Origin of the sequence: Luteimonas sp. MC1782, from assembly GCF_014164605.1 — a bacterium.
GTDB lineage: Bacteria > Pseudomonadota > Gammaproteobacteria > Xanthomonadales > Xanthomonadaceae > Luteimonas.
The window spans coordinates 367,549-383,438 of record NZ_JACJFT010000002.1; the positions used below are offsets into that span (position 1 = coordinate 367,549).

General features: G+C 71.6%; 19 protein-coding genes. 13 read left to right on the forward strand and 6 right to left on the reverse strand.

The window, feature by feature from the left end:
• Positions 1 to 42: 42 nt before the first annotated feature.
• Positions 43 to 1,173, forward strand: coding sequence for a hypothetical protein (locus tag H5368_RS11105; RefSeq protein ID WP_182824576.1), 1,131 nt, complete (start codon positions 43 to 45; stop codon positions 1,171 to 1,173).
• Positions 1,174 to 1,183: 10 nt separating this feature from the next.
• Here the strand turns inward: H5368_RS11105 and H5368_RS11110 are convergent, their stop codons facing one another.
• Positions 1,184 to 3,187, reverse strand: coding sequence for a pyridoxal-dependent decarboxylase (locus H5368_RS11110; RefSeq protein WP_255486512.1), 2,004 nt, complete (start codon positions 3,185 to 3,187; stop codon positions 1,184 to 1,186).
• A gap of 125 nt (positions 3,188 to 3,312) precedes the next feature.
• Here H5368_RS11110 and H5368_RS11115 point away from each other — a divergent pair, with 125 nt between their 5' ends.
• Both H5368_RS11115 and H5368_RS11120 read left to right on the forward strand, forming a co-directional pair.
• A complete protein-coding gene (locus H5368_RS11115; RefSeq protein WP_182824578.1) occupies positions 3,313 to 4,179 on the forward strand; it encodes an EcsC family protein in 867 nt (288 codons plus the stop codon).
• A 30-nt stretch (positions 4,180 to 4,209) separates the two neighbouring features.
• The gene (locus H5368_RS11120; protein ID WP_182824580.1) at positions 4,210 to 4,680 is read left to right on the forward strand and encodes a YbjN domain-containing protein; all 471 of its coding nucleotides are present in this window, start codon (positions 4,210 to 4,212) and stop codon (positions 4,678 to 4,680) included.
• Positions 4,681 to 4,708: 28 nt separating this feature from the next.
• Here H5368_RS11120 and H5368_RS11125 read toward each other — a convergent pair whose 3' ends face one another.
• The gene (locus H5368_RS11125; protein WP_220486634.1) at positions 4,709 to 5,005 is read right to left on the reverse strand and encodes a hypothetical protein; all 297 of its coding nucleotides are present in this window, start codon (positions 5,003 to 5,005) and stop codon (positions 4,709 to 4,711) included.
• Positions 5,006 to 5,102: 97 nt separating this feature from the next.
• On the opposite strand from H5368_RS11125, the gene H5368_RS11130 reads away from it, so the two are divergent.
• Complete coding sequence (locus tag H5368_RS11130) at positions 5,103 to 5,522, forward strand: hypothetical protein (protein WP_182824584.1); 420 nt, start codon at positions 5,103 to 5,105, stop codon at positions 5,520 to 5,522.
• A 12-nt stretch (positions 5,523 to 5,534) separates the two neighbouring features.
• Here H5368_RS11130 and H5368_RS11135 read toward each other — a convergent pair whose 3' ends face one another.
• Entirely contained in the window at positions 5,535 to 6,746 is a 1,212-nt protein-coding gene (locus tag H5368_RS11135) for a PQQ-dependent sugar dehydrogenase (RefSeq protein ID WP_182824586.1), read from the reverse strand.
• A gap of 316 nt (positions 6,747 to 7,062) precedes the next feature.
• On the opposite strand from H5368_RS11135, the gene H5368_RS11140 reads away from it, so the two are divergent.
• From H5368_RS11140 to H5368_RS11155, 4 genes are all read left to right on the forward strand, one after another.
• Positions 7,063 to 7,431 (forward strand): EF-hand domain-containing protein, encoded by a 369-nt coding sequence (locus H5368_RS11140; protein ID WP_182824588.1) that lies wholly within the window; start codon positions 7,063 to 7,065, stop codon positions 7,429 to 7,431.
• 329 nt (positions 7,432 to 7,760) lie between these two features.
• Complete coding sequence (locus H5368_RS11145) at positions 7,761 to 8,474, forward strand: HAD family hydrolase (protein ID WP_182824590.1); 714 nt, start codon at positions 7,761 to 7,763, stop codon at positions 8,472 to 8,474.
• A gap of 74 nt (positions 8,475 to 8,548) precedes the next feature.
• Entirely contained in the window at positions 8,549 to 8,974 is a 426-nt protein-coding gene (locus H5368_RS11150) for a copper resistance protein NlpE N-terminal domain-containing protein (protein ID WP_182824592.1), read from the forward strand.
• 19 nt (positions 8,975 to 8,993) lie between these two features.
• A complete protein-coding gene (locus H5368_RS11155; protein WP_182824594.1) occupies positions 8,994 to 9,542 on the forward strand; it encodes a hypothetical protein in 549 nt (182 codons plus the stop codon).
• Here the strand turns inward: H5368_RS11155 and H5368_RS11160 are convergent.
• Positions 9,539 to 10,036, reverse strand: a complete 498-nt coding sequence (locus H5368_RS11160; protein WP_182824596.1) for an acyl-CoA thioesterase — start codon at positions 10,034 to 10,036, stop codon at positions 9,539 to 9,541. The genes H5368_RS11155 and H5368_RS11160 overlap by 4 nt on opposite strands.
• Positions 10,037 to 10,156: 120 nt before the next feature.
• On the opposite strand from H5368_RS11160, the gene dusA reads away from it, so the two are divergent.
• The 5 genes from dusA to H5368_RS11185 all read left to right on the forward strand — a co-directional run bounded on the left by dusA (position 10,157) and on the right by H5368_RS11185 (position 14,846).
• Positions 10,157 to 11,161 carry a tRNA dihydrouridine(20/20a) synthase DusA gene (gene dusA / locus H5368_RS11165; protein WP_182824598.1) on the forward strand — a complete coding sequence of 335 codons (1,005 nt, stop codon included), beginning with the start codon at positions 10,157 to 10,159 and terminating at the stop codon, positions 11,159 to 11,161.
• 10 nt (positions 11,162 to 11,171) lie between these two features.
• Positions 11,172 to 12,083 (forward strand): arginine deiminase-related protein, encoded by a 912-nt coding sequence (locus H5368_RS11170; RefSeq protein ID WP_182824600.1) that lies wholly within the window; start codon positions 11,172 to 11,174, stop codon positions 12,081 to 12,083.
• A 137-nt stretch (positions 12,084 to 12,220) separates the two neighbouring features.
• Complete coding sequence (locus tag H5368_RS11175) at positions 12,221 to 12,613, forward strand: hypothetical protein (protein ID WP_182824602.1); 393 nt, start codon at positions 12,221 to 12,223, stop codon at positions 12,611 to 12,613.
• 82 nt (positions 12,614 to 12,695) lie between these two features.
• Entirely contained in the window at positions 12,696 to 13,382 is a 687-nt protein-coding gene (locus H5368_RS11180; protein WP_182824604.1) for a response regulator transcription factor, read from the forward strand.
• A gap of 48 nt (positions 13,383 to 13,430) precedes the next feature.
• Complete coding sequence (locus tag H5368_RS11185; RefSeq protein WP_182824606.1) at positions 13,431 to 14,846, forward strand: sensor histidine kinase; 1,416 nt, start codon at positions 13,431 to 13,433, stop codon at positions 14,844 to 14,846.
• A 6-nt stretch (positions 14,847 to 14,852) separates the two neighbouring features.
• Here the strand turns inward: H5368_RS11185 and H5368_RS11190 are convergent, their stop codons facing one another.
• On the reverse strand, positions 14,853 to 15,647 hold the full coding sequence (locus H5368_RS11190) for a M90 family metallopeptidase (RefSeq protein ID WP_182825274.1): 795 nt from the start codon (positions 15,645 to 15,647) through the stop codon (positions 14,853 to 14,855).
• Positions 15,614 to 15,880: a hypothetical protein gene (locus tag H5368_RS11195; protein WP_182825337.1), complete on the reverse strand. Its 267-nt coding sequence runs from the start codon at positions 15,878 to 15,880 to the stop codon at positions 15,614 to 15,616. The genes H5368_RS11190 and H5368_RS11195 overlap by 34 nt, the downstream gene beginning before the upstream one ends.
• Between the last annotated feature and the right edge of the window lie 10 nt (positions 15,881 to 15,890).

Consider the following 15,890-nt stretch of genomic DNA (forward strand, 5'->3'; position numbering starts at 1 on the left):
TACTGGGCAGGATTGCGCCGGGGGGCGCGGAAGGGGAATGCGATGGGACGTACAACGGGCATGGCCGCCGCCATGTCGCTGGCGCTGCTGCTGGCCTGGCCGGACGGGGTGTTTGCGGCCGACAAGAAGGTCGGCAACGACAAGGGCTCCGCGGTGCTTGCCGGCGACGTCATCCGCTGGCTGCTGCCGTGGCGCGAGGGCCTCACCCTGCGCTATGCCGCGGAGGACTACGACGACGAGCGCGACGGCGACAGCCGCGAGCGCACGCGCGTCACCGGCATCGAAACCGTCAGCATCCGCGAGGCGCGCGACGACGGTTACCTGCAGGCATGGTCGTTCGCGGACACGCGGTTCGAAGTGCTCGAGGGCGACCCGGCGGCCGCCGACGTGATGCAGGGCTTCATGGAATCGCTGGCCGACCTCGAGCTCCAGGTCGAGCTCGACGGCGCCGGCAACTACGCCGGTATCCGCAACCTGGCGGGCATTTCCGCGCGCATGCGCCCGGCGATGGAGCGGGCGATTTCCGCGTCAGTGGAGTCCGGGCTCGCCGCCATGGACGCGGGCCAGGAGGCCACCACCGCCCCGGCGGCGCTGCAGGCCGCGCGCGCCGCCGCGGACGAGGCGATGGCGGGCATGCTGGACCGGCTCGTCTCACCGGAAGTGCTGGGGCCGCTGCTGTCGGAGGACGCCGTGCGCTACAACGATTTCGTCGGCGCGGAACTCGAGGACGGCGTTGAATACGCGGTCGACGTCGACCTGGAGAATCCGCTGTCCGGGGGGAGCCTTCCGGCGCGCGTGACGTTCGGCGTGCACCTGCGCGAGTCCGATCCCGACGACGTGTTCCTGGAGTGGACCACGCGCGTGGACCCGGAGGCCGCCGCCGCGGCGGCGCGCAATTTCGCCGGCATGCTGCTCGAGTCGATGCCGGAGGAGGCGGCCGCGCAGTTGCCGGCGCAGATGCCCGCGGAACTGTCGATCATTGAAAGCGGCTTCGTGCTGTTCCGCAGGTCGACCGGCGTGGTCGAGATGCTCGAGGCCACGCGCACGGTGCGCGCCGGTGGCGAGCTCAAGGTCGAGCGCCGCCGCATGCGCCTGCTGGACGGCGACCACGCTCACGAGTGGGCGGGCGACGGCCCGCCTACGCCGGCGGAGGCACCGGCCGACGCAGCGTAGGCCGCGCGCCTCAGGCGCAGGCGCTTCGCGCGTCCGTGGCCAGCGCCGCCGCGACCAGGCGCTCGAGGTGGTCGAAGTAGCCGCGGATGTAGCCGCCGCCGGCGGGGCCGGCGTCGAGCAGGAACGGGTTCATCAGCGTGTGGCGCAGGATCACGATGCGGTCGCGGTCCTCGCTGCCGTCGTCGAGCGCGTCGCCATCGAGCTCGAGAGCGTGCAGCACGCGTGCGGTGTCGGACGCGCCCATGGCGTCGGGGCGGAGCGTGGTCATCGAGCCGAAGTACTCGCCGCGCTGGGTGGGCTGCGTGGCATCCGCGCGCAGCGCGCGGTGCAGGCCGCGCACGAAGCGGTTCATGCGCGCGACGTCGCGGTTGCCGCGCGGATTGAGTGCCAGGCAGACCAGGTTGCAGTCCGGGGTGAACGGCACCAGTGCCGTGGCCAGGGGCGCGATGCGGGCGACGAAGCCGCGCGCTTCCTCCATGAAGGCCTCGGTGGCCAGCAGCCCCTGCGCCGGCAGTCGCCCGAAGTGCGCGTGGTCGAGCGGCAACACCTTGTGCGTGACGTAGACCGCCGCCGCGTTGGCGCCGGGCTTGGAGCCTTCCGGGATATAGCGGCCGAGCTGGCCATGGCGCTGGAAGTAGTCGCTGCCGGGCGTGCCGTCGAACACATAGTCGGCGTCCTCGGCGAGCAGCCCGATCGCGCGCTGGTCGCGGCACAGGAATGCGCCGGCGCCATAGGGCAGGTGGCCGAGCTTGTGCGGATCGATGGTGATCGAATCCATGCGCGGGATGGCGGCGAACGCGGCGTGCACCTTGCGCCGCGGGAAGTCGCGGAAGCCGGCGCCGACCTCCGCCTGCGTGCGCAGGCGCCCGTCGGTGTCGCGGAACAGCGCGGCGAGGTAGCCGCCCCAGGCGGCGTCGAGGTGCAGCGACAGGCCCAGGCCGCGCGCCTGCATGCGCGCACGCGCGTCGGCCAGGCGGTCGAGCGGGTCGATGGTGCCGAACTCGGTGCTGCCGAGCACGCCGACCGCCATCAGCACCGGCTGCCGGTGGCGCAGGCAGTCGTCCAGCGCGTCCTCCAGCGCATCCACGTCCAGGCGCATCGCGCGCCCCGGCACCAGCTTCAGCTGCGCACGCCCCAGGCCGAGCATCTTCATGCCCTTGCTCCACGAGTAGTGCACGGTGGCCGGCGCGAACACCAGCGGCGTGGACAGCGCCTTGTGCCGCTCGAGGAATCCGACCAGGCCCAGGGTCTCGATGCGCTGCGCGTCGACGCGGCGCTGCCAGGCCACGCGCTCGCGCGCCGGCAGGCCGTCTCGCCACGTGCACCAGGCCGCGTACAGCGCGGTCGCCCCGGCCGGTCCGGTGTTGAACGCCTCCCAGTCATCGCCGGGCACGCCGGGCAGCGGCACCGATGCCGCGCGCAGCGCGACCGGGAAGGCCTTGAGCGCGAGCGCAAGGCGCAGGCCCTGCACGTTGGCCAGCGTGCCCCCGGAGGTGAGGTGGCCGAAGGCGCAGTCGGCCGCGGCCGGGTCGGCCGGGTAGCCGACCATCGCCGCCAGCTGCAGCCCCGCCTTGAGCTCGAGATCGATGGTGATCGGCGCAGCATCGGCGCTGACGTTGTTGGGGTTGTAGGGCAGCGCCAGCATCTGCGCGGCCAGCCCCGGGATCAGCAGGTCGCTGACCATGTGCCCGAGGTAGCGCGGGCTGTGGAACGGCACGCTGCGCTTCAGCGCCGCCGACAGCAGGTGCAGCTCGCGGCGCAGGCGCGACTCGAAGTCGATGTAGTCGGGCCGGCGGTTGGCGCCGGTGGGGATGGCCGGTGGATCCTCGGGATGCAGGTTGCGGCGCCAGTACACGTGGTCGCGCAGGAACTCGACCACCAGCGATTCCAGCAGCTGGTCGTTCTCGCCGTAGGGGCCGAGGAAGCAGGGATACAGCACGGGATCGGTCATGGCGGAGGCCGGCAGGCGGGCGGTGGCGAGGGTGAGCTTGTCGGCGCGGCGCCGCGTGCGCATTGAGCGAGGTCAAGCGCAGCCGTGGCGGTGCGGCCCCGGCGCAAGGCTGCTAGCGTGGTGGCATCCGCAGGAGACCCCCATGTTCCGCCTCACCGCACCTGCATCCGCCGCCCGCGGTGACGCCCATGTCTGAGACATCCTTGCCCGCGTCCGTGCCGCCGCTGCTGCTGGATGCGGACGACCTGGCCGCGCTGCGCGCCGCGCGCACCCTGCTCGAGAATCCCGGACTGGCCGCGCAGCTGGCCAATGCCGTCGGCGCGCCGCTGGAGTACGTGCTCGCGCGGCGGCTGCCCGCGGCGGTATCGCGGCTGGTCGATACGGCCACGCGCAAGGCGCTGGACCAGTCGCTGCGCGTGGCCCTGGCCACGCTCGCCAGGGACGCGGCCCCGCGCCCCGCGCGCACGCGCAGCCACACCTTCGCCGCCGCGGCCGCCGGCGCCGCCGGCGGTGCCTTCGGCATGGCCGGCCTGGCGGTTGAGCTGCCGGTCACCACCACGCTGATCCTGCGCTCGATCGCCGATGTCGCGCGCAGCGAGGGCGAAGCCCTCGATGATCCGCAGGCGACGTTCGCCTGCTTCGAGGTGCTGACCATGGGCGGGCGCGGCAGTGCCGACGACGGCAGCGAGTCCGGCTACTTCGCCGCGCGCGCCCTGCTCGCGCAGCAGGTCGCGGCGGCTGCCCAGCACGTCGCGGCGCACGGCATGGCCGGCCAGGGCGGGCCGGCGATCGTGCAACTGCTGGCGGCCATCGCGTCGCGGTTCTCGGTCAACGTCAGCCAGAAGCTGGCGCTGCAGGTGGTGCCGGTGGTGGGCGCGGTCACCGGCGCCACGCTCAACACGGTGTTCATGCGCCACTTCCAGCGCATGGCGCGCGGGCATTTCGTGGTGCGCAGGCTGGAGCGCCGCCATGGTGCGGACACGGTTCGACGCGCCTACGCGTCACTCGCCGCTGAGCTGCCGCCCCCCGATGCCAAGCCGACGCGCCGCCGGTAAGATCGCCGCTTGACCACAGGGGAGTTGGACATGGGGAAGACCGCAATGAACGGCGTGCTGGCACTGTTGCTGGCCGCGGGACTGCCGATGGCGCCTGCACACGCCGCAGGCGGCGGAGTGACCGGGCCGCAGGTCGTGGCCGTGCTGGCGCAGATGGATCTGGAGCCCGAGCTCACCACCGACTCGGTCGGCGATCCGATGGTGAAGTTCAGGATCGGCGGGTTGAATGCCTTCGCCAACTTCTACGACTGCAACGCCGGCACCTGCGGCTCGCTGCAGCTGGAAGTCGGGATCGACATGCCCGACGGCGTCAGCCTGCAGATGGCGAACGTGCTCAACACGCGCTATCGCTACATCCGCGTCCACCTCGACGACGAGATGGATCCGTTCATCCAGTACGACTTCGAAGTGCTGCACACCGACCCCGCGGCGCACATCACCAGCCAGGTCGAGCTGTACGGCGGACTGCTGGAAAAGGTCACCGAAGCGATCGACTTCTGACCACGGCCGCGCGCCTGCGCGGCGGGACTCAGGCGCGGCGCAGTGCCGGGAACTGCGCGGTCATGCGCGCACCATCGGCCAGCCCCCAGCGGATGCCGATGCGGCGCAGACGCGCCGAGGTCGCCTCGCGCAGCTCCTCGGGGGCGCGGCGCATGATCGCGTCGTGCCGCTCGGCCCAGGCGTTGGCATAGGCGAACAGGTCCCGGTGGTGCAGCTGCAGGTCGGCCATCTGGTGCTCGAGCTCGGCGATCGCGCTGTCGAGTTCGCATTCGGTCATGGCGGGGCTGGCGTCGGACATCGGGATCGGGTGCCGGTTGCGGGACATGGCGGTGCGTGCCGCCCACTATGTCAGTCCGATGTTCAGGATGCATGAATCGCGCCGCAAGCGCGGATAATGGCGCTTTCGCCAGAGAGTGGTCGCCATGCGTGGAACGGGAACGGGAACGGGTTGGCTTGCGGTGGTGCTGGCGTCCGGGCTTGTCGCCTGCGGCGCGCAGCCGCCGGAACAGCCGCGCGGCGTGGAAGATGCCGTGCCGCCGCCGCCGCGCATGGACTTCACCGCCAAGAGCAAGGTGCCGGTGCGGCTGGACATGCGCGCCACGGCCGACGGCGGGCGCGTGGCGCCGTTCGCCGGCGGTTACCGGGTGGACGTCGAGTTCGAGGGCGCCGCCACCACGCGTTGCGCGGTGAGCCGCGGCGGCATCCCCGAGATCGCCCCCGGCAGCAGCCACGAAGTCGCGCTCATGTGCAGCAATGCGGTGCGCCTGGCCGAAGGCGGAAGCCGCGGCTTCCGCCTGATCGAGGATGGCCGGGAGGTGGGCAGCGGGGTGGTGCTGCCCTGACCGCGCCGCGGGTCAGTCGCCCGCGGCCTCCAGCTTCAGCAGCCGGCCCAGCGAGCCGTCGCGGCCACCATCCTCGAGCAGCCACAGCGCGCCTTCCGGGCCCTGTTCCACGGCACGGATGCGCGCGCCCATGTCGAAGCGCTCGGCCTCGCGCGCGCTGTCGCCCTCGAAGGCCACGCGCACCAGCGACTGCGACGACAGCCCGCCGATGAACGCGCTGCCCTGCCACGCCGGGAAGGCGCTGCCGGAATAGAACAGCAGGCTCGACGGCGAGATCACCGGGGACCACGAGATCGCCGGCGCCTTGAATTCGGGGCGCGTGTCGTGGTCGGGGATGTCGCGGCCGTCGTAGTGGTCGCCGTTGGAGACCACCGGGTAGCCGTAGTTGGCGCCGCGCTCGACGAGGTTGAGCTCGTCGCCGCCCTTGGGCCCCATCTCGGTGTTCCACAGCCGGCCCTGCGCGTCGAAGTCGATGCCGAGCACGTTGCGGTGGCCCAGCGACCAGACCTGCGCCGCCACGCCGCCCTGCGCGGCGAACGGGTTGTCGGCCGGAACGCTGCCGTCGTCCTCCAGGCGGATGATCTTGCCGAGGTTCGACGCCATGTCCTGCGCCGGGTCGAAGGCCTGGCGCTCGCTGGAGCTGATCCACAGCTTGCCATCAGCGCCGAACAGCAGGCGATGGCCATAGTGTCCGTTGCCGGACACCTTGGGCACCTGGCGCCAGATCACCTTGAGGTCTTCGAGGCGGCCACCGTCGGCGTCGGCCACCAGCCGCGCGCGCGCCACGGCCGCGCCGCGCTCGTCGCCGCGGCCCGGCTCGGCGTAGCTCAGGTACACCAGCCCGTTGTCGCTGAAGCGCGGGTGCGGCAGCACGTCGCCCAGCCCGCCCTGGCCACCGTAGGCGACCTCGGGCACGCCGGTGATGGCCGTGCTGGCGCCGCTCTGCACGTCGACCAGGCGCAGCGCGCCCTTCTTCTCGGTGACCAGCAGGCGCCCGTCCGGCAGGAAGGCCATCGCCCACGGCTCGTCGAACTTGGCGATCACGTCGACCGCGAACGGACGCGCCTCGGCATCGGCGCGGCTGGCATCGGTGGCGGCGTCCGCGGGCGACGAGGCCGCGCCGTCCACCGTGCCGGCGCCGGGTGCACGGGCTTCGCCGTCGCGATGGCAGGCGGCGCCGGCCAGGGCGAGCGCGCATGCGGCGGTGAGGACGAGTCGGTTCATCGCGGGTCTCCGTGGCGGTGGCCGGCCAGTATCCGGCAGCGATGCGCGCGGCGCACCCCCGGATGTAAACGTTGTGTTGCGTTCACGCGCTGCGAGGTTGCCCGGGCTGCCTTTCGCCGCGCCACAGCGTGTTGCACTCCGCGGCCTAGCGTGGATCGCGACGGTTTTGGTTAAAGCAGTGTGCAGACGACCGCTTGTGCACGGTGGAGCGTTAATCCGCGCGCCGGCAGGGTGGCGTTGCGGAACGGATCGACGATTCACCCGCAACCACCACCGAACCGGTGGATGCCCCCGCATCCACGAAGGAGATGCCCTGATGCAGATTTCCCCCAAGCCGCTTGCCGCCCTCGTTGCCCTTGGCGCCGCGCTCGTCCTGCCGGTCGCATTCGCGCAGAGCGAGCCGAGCCCCGAAGTCCGCGAAGCGCAGGCCGCCGCCGCGTCCGCCGCCACGGCGGACACGCAGGTCGCGTCGCCGACCGGCGAGCCGCGCCAGATGAGCTGGGCCGATGTCGACACCGATGGCAACGGCTCGATCTCGCTGACCGAGTCCGCGGCGATCGCCAACCTGGCGCAGGTGTTCGCGCAGGCCGACGTGGATGCCGACGGCGAGCTGACCGCCGACGAGTACAAGGCCTACGTGGCCAAGGCCGGGCCCGAGGCACCGAAGGCCGACGACGAGGGCTGAGGCAGCCCCGCACGACGTTTCATCAAGGGGGGGCGGCGCAATGCCGCCCCCTTTCTTGCGTTCGTCCCGTATCTGACGGAAGGCGAGCGGTCCGCGTCATTGTGCGTTGCGCGCATGGCTCTGGTACCCGCGGCACAACGCCCAGCCCCGAAGTGGCCGGGAGGCCGTCGCGGGGAAGTCAAGGAGGAGGTATCCGCCGCCAGGCGGATGCCGGGGGACATGAGCCGCGACGGCCTCCCGGCCACTACAGGGGTCCTGCAGGCGCTTCGCGTGTCCTGCAGGCGTCGCCAATGCACCCAGGCCGGAAGCCACCCGGCGATAATGTCGCGATGACCACCATCCGCATGGTCGGCTTCGATGCCGACGACACCCTGTGGCGCAGCGAGGACTATTTCGCCGCCGCGCAATCCACCTTCGAATCGATCGTCGGCGCCTACGTCGGCGCCGACACGTGCACCACCGAACGCCTGTACGCCATCGAGAAAGCCAACCTCGCCGTGTTCGGCTATGGCGTGAAGGGCATGGCGCTGTCGATGGTCGAGGCGGCGATCGAGATCACCGCGTCGCGCATTTCCGCAACCGACCTGCAGCGCATCGTGCAGATGGCCAAGGAGATGCTGCGCCACCCCGTCGACCTGCTGCCGGGCGTGCGCGCCGCCGTGGAGCAGGTGGCCGCGGAGTATCCGGTGGTGCTGGTCACCAAGGGCGACCTGTTCCACCAGGAGGCCAAGGTGCGCGACTCCGGCCTGTCGCATCTGTTCCGGCGCATCGAGATCGTCAGCGAGAAGGACGTGCCCACCTACCGGCGCCTGCTGGAGGAGTTCGCGATCGCGCCCGAAGCGTTCGTGATGGTCGGCAATTCGCTGCGTTCCGACATCGCGCCGGTGCTCGAGTTGGGCGGCTGGGGCGTGCACGTGCCCTACCACCTCACCTGGGAACACGAGCGCCAGGCCGACATTCCCGCCGATGCCGCGCGCCGGCTGCGCAGCCTCAGCCACGCCAACGAACTTCCCGACGCGCTGCGCGCGATCGCCGCAGGCTGAACGCACCGGCGCGCACCGCCACGCGGCGTGCGACCGCGGTCCACGCGCCGCGCCGCCTGCGGCACAATCAGCGGATGGCACGCCTCCCCGCAGTCCTGCTGATCCTGCTCGCCTTGGCCAGTGCCGGCTGCGAGCCGGCGCGCGGGCCCGATGCGCAGTTGCCCGCGCTGGGTGGCGTGGACGGCCGCATCGAATGGCGTGGCACGCTGCCGTGCGCGGATTGCGAGGGCATCGACACGCAGCTGGTGCTCGAGCGCCAGGGCGAGGCGCGCCAGTACGCGCTGGTCGAGGTCTATATCGCGCTGGACGGCAGCATGCGCTTCGAGGAAACCGGCGCCTGGCGGCTCGACGACGCCCTGCTCAGCCTGGAGCCGGCCACCGGTGGCCTCCGCCGCTACGCGCTGCAGCGCGACGGCACCCTGCAGGCACGTGATGCCGCGGGCATGGCGTTCCCCGGGCGCGAAGGCGACATCCTGCAACCCGCGGCCGCGCGGCCATGACCACGTTACGGAGCCACCCATGATCCCCCGCAGCCTGCTGTTTGCGTCCCTGCTCGGCCTGTCGGCGCTCGCCGGCGCGACGCCGCAGGCGACCGCACCGAAGCCGGTGCCTGCGCCTGCGCCGGTCGCCGGCACCGACGTCGAACGCGCAGCGGGCACCGCTGCCACGCCGGCGTCCGCGTCCGAGGCCAGGCCCGGCACCGGCGATCCCGCCATCGACCACCTGCTCACGGACATCAACGCCTACGCCGCGCGCCACCGCGACGCCTTCATCGACGAACTGGTGCGTTATTTCGATGCGCCGCGGCCGCTGGTCACCGACCTGCTGGTGGGCGAGCGCCGCTGGAGCGCCGGCGACGTGTACTACGCCTGCGCGCTGGCACGCGTCGCCGGCCGGCCCTGTCGCGCGCTCCTCGACGCCTGGGCTGCGGACAGCTCGCAGGGCTGGGCGCCGATCGCGGCGCGCATGGGGGTGACCAAGGGCTCGCCGCAGGCGCGCCGCCTGCGCGTGGGCATCGGCGAGAGCTACGTGCGCTGGGCACGGCCGCTGCCGGTGGATACGCGCTAGCCGGGGACCGCCGCGTCCGGAGCGAAACGCGCGACGGTGTCCTCGATGCCCTTGCTCAGCGCCATCACCTTTTCGGCGTATTCGCAGAGGCGCAGGTCGGCATCGCTGGTCGGCGTCCAGCCCGGCACTTCGAGCGGCGTGCCGGTGTCGCGATCGACTGCGACGAAGACGATGACGCAGTGCGTGCACAGGCGATCGTCGCCGCCCATCGGGTCGCGCGCACGCACGTCCACGCCGAACTGCATCGACGTGCGCCCGGTACGGACCAGGCGGGCCGAAACCGTGACGAGGTCCGAGATCCGGATCGGCGCCACGAACCGGATGCCGCCGACCGCGATGGTGACGCAGTAGTGGCCACTCCATCCGACGGCTGCGGCAAAGCCGGCCTGGTCGATCCACTTCATCACGGTGCCGCCGTGCACCTTGCCGCCGTAGTTGACGTCGGTCGGTTCGGCAAGGAAGCGCAGGGTGAGGTGGTGCGTGCGTTCGGCCATCCGGCAGCCATTTTTTCGGGAAGTCGGGAGTCTACGTCGGATCGCCGGCCGGGTCCGGATTGCCGCGGTGTACCCTGTCGGCCGGCCGCCAACCGCATCGATTCGACAGACAGCAGCTCCATGACGAACACAGAACACGGGCGCTACGCGGCGTCTGCGCGCCTTTCGGTCGCGCCGATGATGGATTGGACCGACAGCCACTGCCGCGTCTTCCATCGCCTGCTCGCGCCGCACGCCCGCCTGTACACCGAGATGGTGCACGCCAACGCAGTGATCCATGGCGACCGCGTCAGGCTGCTGGCGATGGATCCGGTCGAACACCCGGTGGCGCTGCAGCTCGGCGGCAGCGAGCCGGCGCTGCTGGCGCAGGCATCGCGCATCGGCGCCGACCACGGCTTCGACGAGGTCAACCTCAACGTCGGCTGTCCGTCCGACCGCGTCCAGGCCGGGCGCTTCGGCGCCTGCCTGATGCGCGAGCCGGCACTGGTCGCCGATTGCGTGGCGGCGATGATTGCCGCCTGCGACGTGCCGGTGACGGTGAAGTGCCGGCTGGGCGTGGACGACGACCACGAGTACGCGCGGTTCCTCGCCTTCGTCGACGCCATCGCCGCGGCCGGCTGCCGCACGTTCGTGGTGCATGCGCGCAATGCCTGGCTCAAGGGTCTGTCGCCGAAGGAGAACCGCGAGGTCCCGCCGCTGCGCTACGACTGGGCCTACGCGCTGAAGCGCGAGCGTCCGGGGCTCACGGTGATCGTCAACGGCGGCATCGCCGACGCCGACGAGGCGACCGCGCACCTCGCGCACGCCGATGGCGCGATGCTGGGGCGCGCCGCGTACCACGACCCATGGCTGCTGCACCGGCTCGACGTGGCCTGGTTTGGCGGCGAGCTGTCGACACGTGCCGACGTGCTGCGCTCGATGCGGCCCTATGTCGAGGTCCAGCTCGCGCGCGGCGCGCAGCTCAAGCACATCAGCCGCCACCTGCTCGGCCTGTTCCATGGCGAGCGCGGCGGCCGCGCCTTCCGCCAGGTGCTGAGCGAGGGCGCGCACAAGCCGGGGGCCGGCTGGGATCTGATCGAGGCGGCGCTGGCTCCCACCCGGGGCGACGCGCGCGCCGCCGCATGAGAAACCCACGATGCTGACCCGCGACACCACTGCGTTCCTCGCGTTCGCCGCCAATTGCCCAGCGGACTTCGGTCCGGCCACCGCGCGTGCCGCCTTCCTGGTCGCGCCGGACGGCTTCGGCCACGCCGTGGAGTCGGCGTCCGACGACCGCTACATGGCCGAGGCGGCGGGCTTCGATGCCACACGCGCATCCGCGCAGCACCGCGACCTGCAGCGCGCGCTGTCGTCGGTGCTGCCCGCGGTCTGCTTCCCCGGTGATCCGGACGCGCCCGACGCGCTGTTCCCCAACAATGTGTTCGCCACCGCGCGCGGCACGCTGGTGGTCGGCCGCATGCGCCATCCAGTGCGCCGGCAAGAGGCCGGGCGGGCGGATATCCGCGGCTTCTTCCGCGACGTCCTCGGCTACGCCGAGCGCGACCTGTCGCAACAGCCGCATCCCTGCGAACTGACCGGCGCGCTGGTCATCGATCGCGCCCGCGGCCTGGGCCTGTGCGGCCTGTCCGAACGCTGCGACGAGGCCGGTGCGGGGCTCATGCATGACGCCCTCGGACTGCGCGCGACGCTGATGTTCGACCTCGCTCCGGGCGAGTACCACGCCAACGTGGTGCTCGCGGTGCTGGCCGCCCGCGCGGCGTTGATCTGCCCGGACGGGTTTGCCGATCCGGGCGTGGTGGAGGCCATCGCCCGGCTGTACGCCCCGCACGCGATCCTGCTGTCGGCCGTCGAGCAGGCCGCGTTTGCCGGCAATGCCATCAGCCTGTCCGGGGATGTCGCCTGGATGAGCGACCGCGGTGCGCAGGCCCTGTCGCCGGCAAGCCGGGCGGGCCTGGCCGCGGCCGGGTTCGCGTTGCGCAGCGCGCCGCTGGATGCGATCGAAGCGGCGGGCGGCTCGTTGCGCTGCTGTGTCGCCGAGATCTTCTGAGCCCACGCAGCTGAACACCAGCGAGGGCCAGCGGAAAAGTTAAGGACCAATTCACGGCCCGCTTCCGAGAATGCCTGCCTGCTCCATGCGCGACCGTTCTTCCGTGTAACCTTCTGTAATTACTTGGATTTGCTCCCATGCCCGTCCGCAGTGCCCGCGCCTTCACCCTGTGCCTGATCGCCGCCCTGGCCGCGGTGGCGGCCGGCGGCGTGGCGCATGCCGATGACGGGCGTCGCGGCGGCAAGGGCCAGGGAGCGTCGCGCGGCGCTGCCGAGGGTGCCCCGCAGGCCCGTCGCGATGCCGGCGCGCGCGGTCCGCAGGCCGCGCGCCAGCGCCAGCGCGACGCGCTCGCCGAGTCGGTGCGCGAAGCTTCGCGCCGCGGCCAGGTGCTGAGCGCGGAGAGCGTTCCATTCGACGGTCGCAACATCAATCGCGTCAAGGTCATCGACGATCGCGGTCGCGTCCGTGTCTACATGGATGATCCGCAGTCGAGCGGTCCGCTGCGCCGTACACGCGGTGACGACGACTGAATGCGCAACCTAGGTAGCATGGTGGGCATCGCCGCGCCCGATACCCCGGGCCGCCGCCGCACGCTATTTCATGGAGACGCACATGCGCATTCTTCTGGTCGAAGATGAAGCCCCCCTGCGGGAAACCCTCGCCGCGCGCCTGAAGCGCGAAGGCTACGCCGTGGATGCCGCGCAGGACGGCGAGGAAGGCCTGTACATGGGGCGCGAAGTCCCGTTCGACGTCGGCATCATCGACCTCGGCCTGCCGCGGATGTCGGGCATGGAGCTGGTCAAGGCGCTGCGCGACGAAGGCAAGCAGTTCCCGGTGCTGATCCTCACCGCGCGTTCCAGCTGGCAGGACAAGGTCGACGGGCTCAAGCAGGGCGCCGACGATTACCTGGTCAAGCCCTTCCACGTCGAGGAGCTGCTGGCGCGCATCAACGCGCTGGTGCGCCGCGCCGCGGGCTGGAGCAAGCCGACGCTGGAATGCGGCGCGGTGGTGCTGGACCTCGCCGCGCAGACGGTGACCGTCCATGGCGTCAACGTCGACCTGACCAGCTACGAGTACAAGGTGCTCGAGTACCTGATGATGCACGCCGGCGAGCTGGTCTCGAAGGCCGACCTGACCGAGCACATCTACCAGCAGGACTTCGACCGCGACTCCAACGTGCTCGAGGTGTTCATCGGCAGGCTGCGCAAGAAGCTCGATCCGGACGGCACGCTCAAGCCGATCGAAACCGTCCGCGGCCGCGGCTACCGCTTCGCGATCCCGCGCAGCAGCGAAGCCTGAGCGCTGCGGGCGCCGACGGCGCCCGCGTGACGGGGAGGGGAACGCGGCATGCCGCAGGCAGAGCAACGGAGACTGCACTGGCGGCCGCGCTCGCTGCAGTCGCGCCAGCTTCTGGCCGCGAGCATGGGCCTGCTGGCGTTCCTGGCTCTGGCCGGCTTCGCGCTTGACCGCGCATTCGTCGACGTCGCGGGCCAGGGGCTGCGCGATCGGCTGAAGAGCTATGCCTACGCCTACGCCGGCGGCACCGAGTTCGCCCGCGACGGCTCCCTGATCGCACCCTATGTGCCGCCGGATGGCCGCTTCGACCGGCCTGGCAGCGGCCTGTACGCCGAGATCGTGCTGCCCAACGACAGCTGGAGTTCCGGTTCGGCGCGCGGACCGCAGCTGCCGGACGCCGGCATGCTCGATCCGCTGGAGGAACGCTTCGAGGGCCCCCTGCCGATCACGCGCAGCGACGGCCAACCCGGCGAGGTGTTCCGCTTCGGCATCGGCCTGGTCGACGCCAGTCGTGGCCCGGATGCCGAGTTCCCGTATGCGATCTACATCATGGAGGACGCCGGCACGCTGCCGCGCCAGGTGCGCGTGTTCCGCGCCGCGCTCTGGCGCTACCTCGGCATCGCCGGCCTGATCCTGCTGCTGCTGCAGGGCCTTGTGCTGCGCTGGAGCCTGTGGCCGCTGCGCAAGGTGGTCGCCGAGCTCAAGCGCGTGCAGCGCGGGCAGGCACACCGCATGAGCGAACTGCACCCGCGCGAACTGCAGCCGCTGACCGACAGCATCAACGCGCTGGTGGAGAGCGAGCGCGAGAACCTCGAGCAGCAGCGCAACACCATGGCCGACCTCGCGCACAGCCTGAAGACGCCGCTGGCGGTGCTGCGGTCGCGGCTGGAAAACGATGCCAGCCACGGCGAGCTGCGCGACGAGGTCGAGACCCAGGTGCGGCGCATGAACGACCTCGTCAGCTACCAGCTCGGGCGCGGAGCGGCCGGCGGGCACAAGCTGTTCGCCGCGCCGGTCGAGATCGAATCGCATGCCGAACAGATCGTGCGCGGCCTGGAAAAGATCTACGCCGCCAAGGGCACGGTCTGCGAGTTCGAGATCGACCCGGCGGCGCGTTTCCACGGCGAGGTCGGCGACCTGCAGGAACTGCTCGGCAACCTGCTGGAGAACGCCTTCAAGTGGGCGGGTTCGCGCGTCCTGCTCACCGCGAGCCCCGGGGCCACCGCTGCCAACCGCCGCCCTGGCCTGGTGCTCGCCGTGGACGACGACGGGCCGGGCATTCCGCCCGAGCGCATCGCCCACGTGCTGCAGCGCGGGGTGCGCGGCGACGAGCGCGTGCACGGCCACGGCATCGGCCTGTCGATCGTGCAGGACATCGTGCGCAGCTACCGCGGTGAACTCGAGGTCGGCCCCTCGCCGGAACTTGGCGGGACGCGCTTCCTGGTCAGGCTGCCGCCCGGGCTTTGAGCGGCGTCAGCCGCGGGCGGCGAACGGAGAGGCGCCGTACAGGCGCCTGAGGTGCGTGGCCACCACCGGCAACTCGTGCTCCAGCAGGGCGGGGTCGCTGAAGTGGTATTCGCTGCAGACCGCGAAGAACTCTTCCGGCGCCTCGGCGGCATAGGGATCGATGGCGGTGTCCTCGCCGCGGTCTACGCGCGCCGCGAACGCGTCGTAGGCCTGCTGGAAATCCCGCGCCCACTCGCGTTGCCAGTCGCGCGGCAGCGGCGGTGTGCCGTCGAGCGCGCCGTCGAGCGCGTCAAGCTTGTGCACCATCTCGTGCACGGCCACGCAGTAGCCGTCGCGCGGGGTGGCGAGGTCGGAGGCGACGTCCGCCCATGACAGCACCAGCGGGCCGTATTCCCACGACTCGCCGGCCAGTTCGTCCTGCCATTCGTGCATCACCCCGGCGGCGTCCACGTGCCGGCGGTCGACGCGGAACGCATCCGGGTACACCAGCACCTGCGACCAGCCATGCAGGCCTTCGACGCCGAACTCCAGCAGCGGCAGGCAGCACAGTGCGGCGAGGGTGGCGCGCTGCGCGTCGTCGAGCGCGAGGCCGGCCAGCGGGGTGATGGTCTTCTCGTGCAGGAAGCGCGCGGCGAGGCCGCGCAGGCGGTCGGCGCGTGCGTCGTCGAGTGCGGCCAGCAGCGGGATGTCACGGCGCAGCGCGCGCCACAGGGATGCATCGATATCCGGCGGCGCGCGCCGGAACAGGCGCCTGATCACGCCATGCCTTAGCGGAACATCCCCGGCAGGAAGCTGTGCCAGCGCGGACGCGTCACCTGCGGCTCGGCGCCGCGGGTCATCACCGGCTTGTCGCGGCTGGCGCGCTTGCCGGCACGGGTCGGATCCACGTCGGCCTCGTCCTCGTCCACCTGTCCGGGGCAGTCGGTGCCGCCGCCGCCACCCGCGGACGCCATGCGGATGTCGCGTGCCTGCGCAGGCACCGCCAGCAGGGGCAGGGCGAGGGTCATCACCAGGAGTACGGTTCGGACGGACATGGCGGCAGGC

What these genes read in the sequence shown, in the direction of transcription:
- H5368_RS11105 (WP_182824576.1), top strand. Translation starts at nt 43, where the DNA reads ATGGGACGTACAACGGGCATGGCCGCCGCCATGTCGCTGGCGCTGCTG.
- H5368_RS11110 (WP_255486512.1), bottom strand. Translation starts at nt 3,187, where the DNA reads ATGCGCACGCGGCGCCGCGCCGACAAGCTCACCCTCGCCACCGCCCGC.
- H5368_RS11115 (WP_182824578.1), top strand. Translation starts at nt 3,313, where the DNA reads ATGTCTGAGACATCCTTGCCCGCGTCCGTGCCGCCGCTGCTGCTGGAT.
- H5368_RS11120 (WP_182824580.1), top strand. Translation starts at nt 4,210, where the DNA reads ATGGGGAAGACCGCAATGAACGGCGTGCTGGCACTGTTGCTGGCCGCG.
- H5368_RS11125 (WP_220486634.1), bottom strand. Translation starts at nt 5,005, where the DNA reads ATGTCCCGCAACCGGCACCCGATCCCGATGTCCGACGCCAGCCCCGCC.
- H5368_RS11130 (WP_182824584.1), top strand. Translation starts at nt 5,103, where the DNA reads ATGCGTGGAACGGGAACGGGAACGGGTTGGCTTGCGGTGGTGCTGGCG.
- H5368_RS11135 (WP_182824586.1), bottom strand. Translation starts at nt 6,746, where the DNA reads ATGAACCGACTCGTCCTCACCGCCGCATGCGCGCTCGCCCTGGCCGGC.
- H5368_RS11140 (WP_182824588.1), top strand. Translation starts at nt 7,063, where the DNA reads ATGCAGATTTCCCCCAAGCCGCTTGCCGCCCTCGTTGCCCTTGGCGCC.
- H5368_RS11145 (WP_182824590.1), top strand. Translation starts at nt 7,761, where the DNA reads ATGACCACCATCCGCATGGTCGGCTTCGATGCCGACGACACCCTGTGG.
- H5368_RS11150 (WP_182824592.1), top strand. Translation starts at nt 8,549, where the DNA reads ATGGCACGCCTCCCCGCAGTCCTGCTGATCCTGCTCGCCTTGGCCAGT.
- H5368_RS11155 (WP_182824594.1), top strand. Translation starts at nt 8,994, where the DNA reads ATGATCCCCCGCAGCCTGCTGTTTGCGTCCCTGCTCGGCCTGTCGGCG.
- H5368_RS11160 (WP_182824596.1), bottom strand. Translation starts at nt 10,036, where the DNA reads ATGGCCGAACGCACGCACCACCTCACCCTGCGCTTCCTTGCCGAACCG.
- dusA (WP_182824598.1), top strand. Translation starts at nt 10,157, where the DNA reads ATGACGAACACAGAACACGGGCGCTACGCGGCGTCTGCGCGCCTTTCG.
- H5368_RS11170 (WP_182824600.1), top strand. Translation starts at nt 11,172, where the DNA reads ATGCTGACCCGCGACACCACTGCGTTCCTCGCGTTCGCCGCCAATTGC.
- H5368_RS11175 (WP_182824602.1), top strand. Translation starts at nt 12,221, where the DNA reads ATGCCCGTCCGCAGTGCCCGCGCCTTCACCCTGTGCCTGATCGCCGCC.
- H5368_RS11180 (WP_182824604.1), top strand. Translation starts at nt 12,696, where the DNA reads ATGCGCATTCTTCTGGTCGAAGATGAAGCCCCCCTGCGGGAAACCCTC.
- H5368_RS11185 (WP_182824606.1), top strand. Translation starts at nt 13,431, where the DNA reads ATGCCGCAGGCAGAGCAACGGAGACTGCACTGGCGGCCGCGCTCGCTG.
- H5368_RS11195 (WP_182825337.1), bottom strand. Translation starts at nt 15,880, where the DNA reads ATGTCCGTCCGAACCGTACTCCTGGTGATGACCCTCGCCCTGCCCCTG.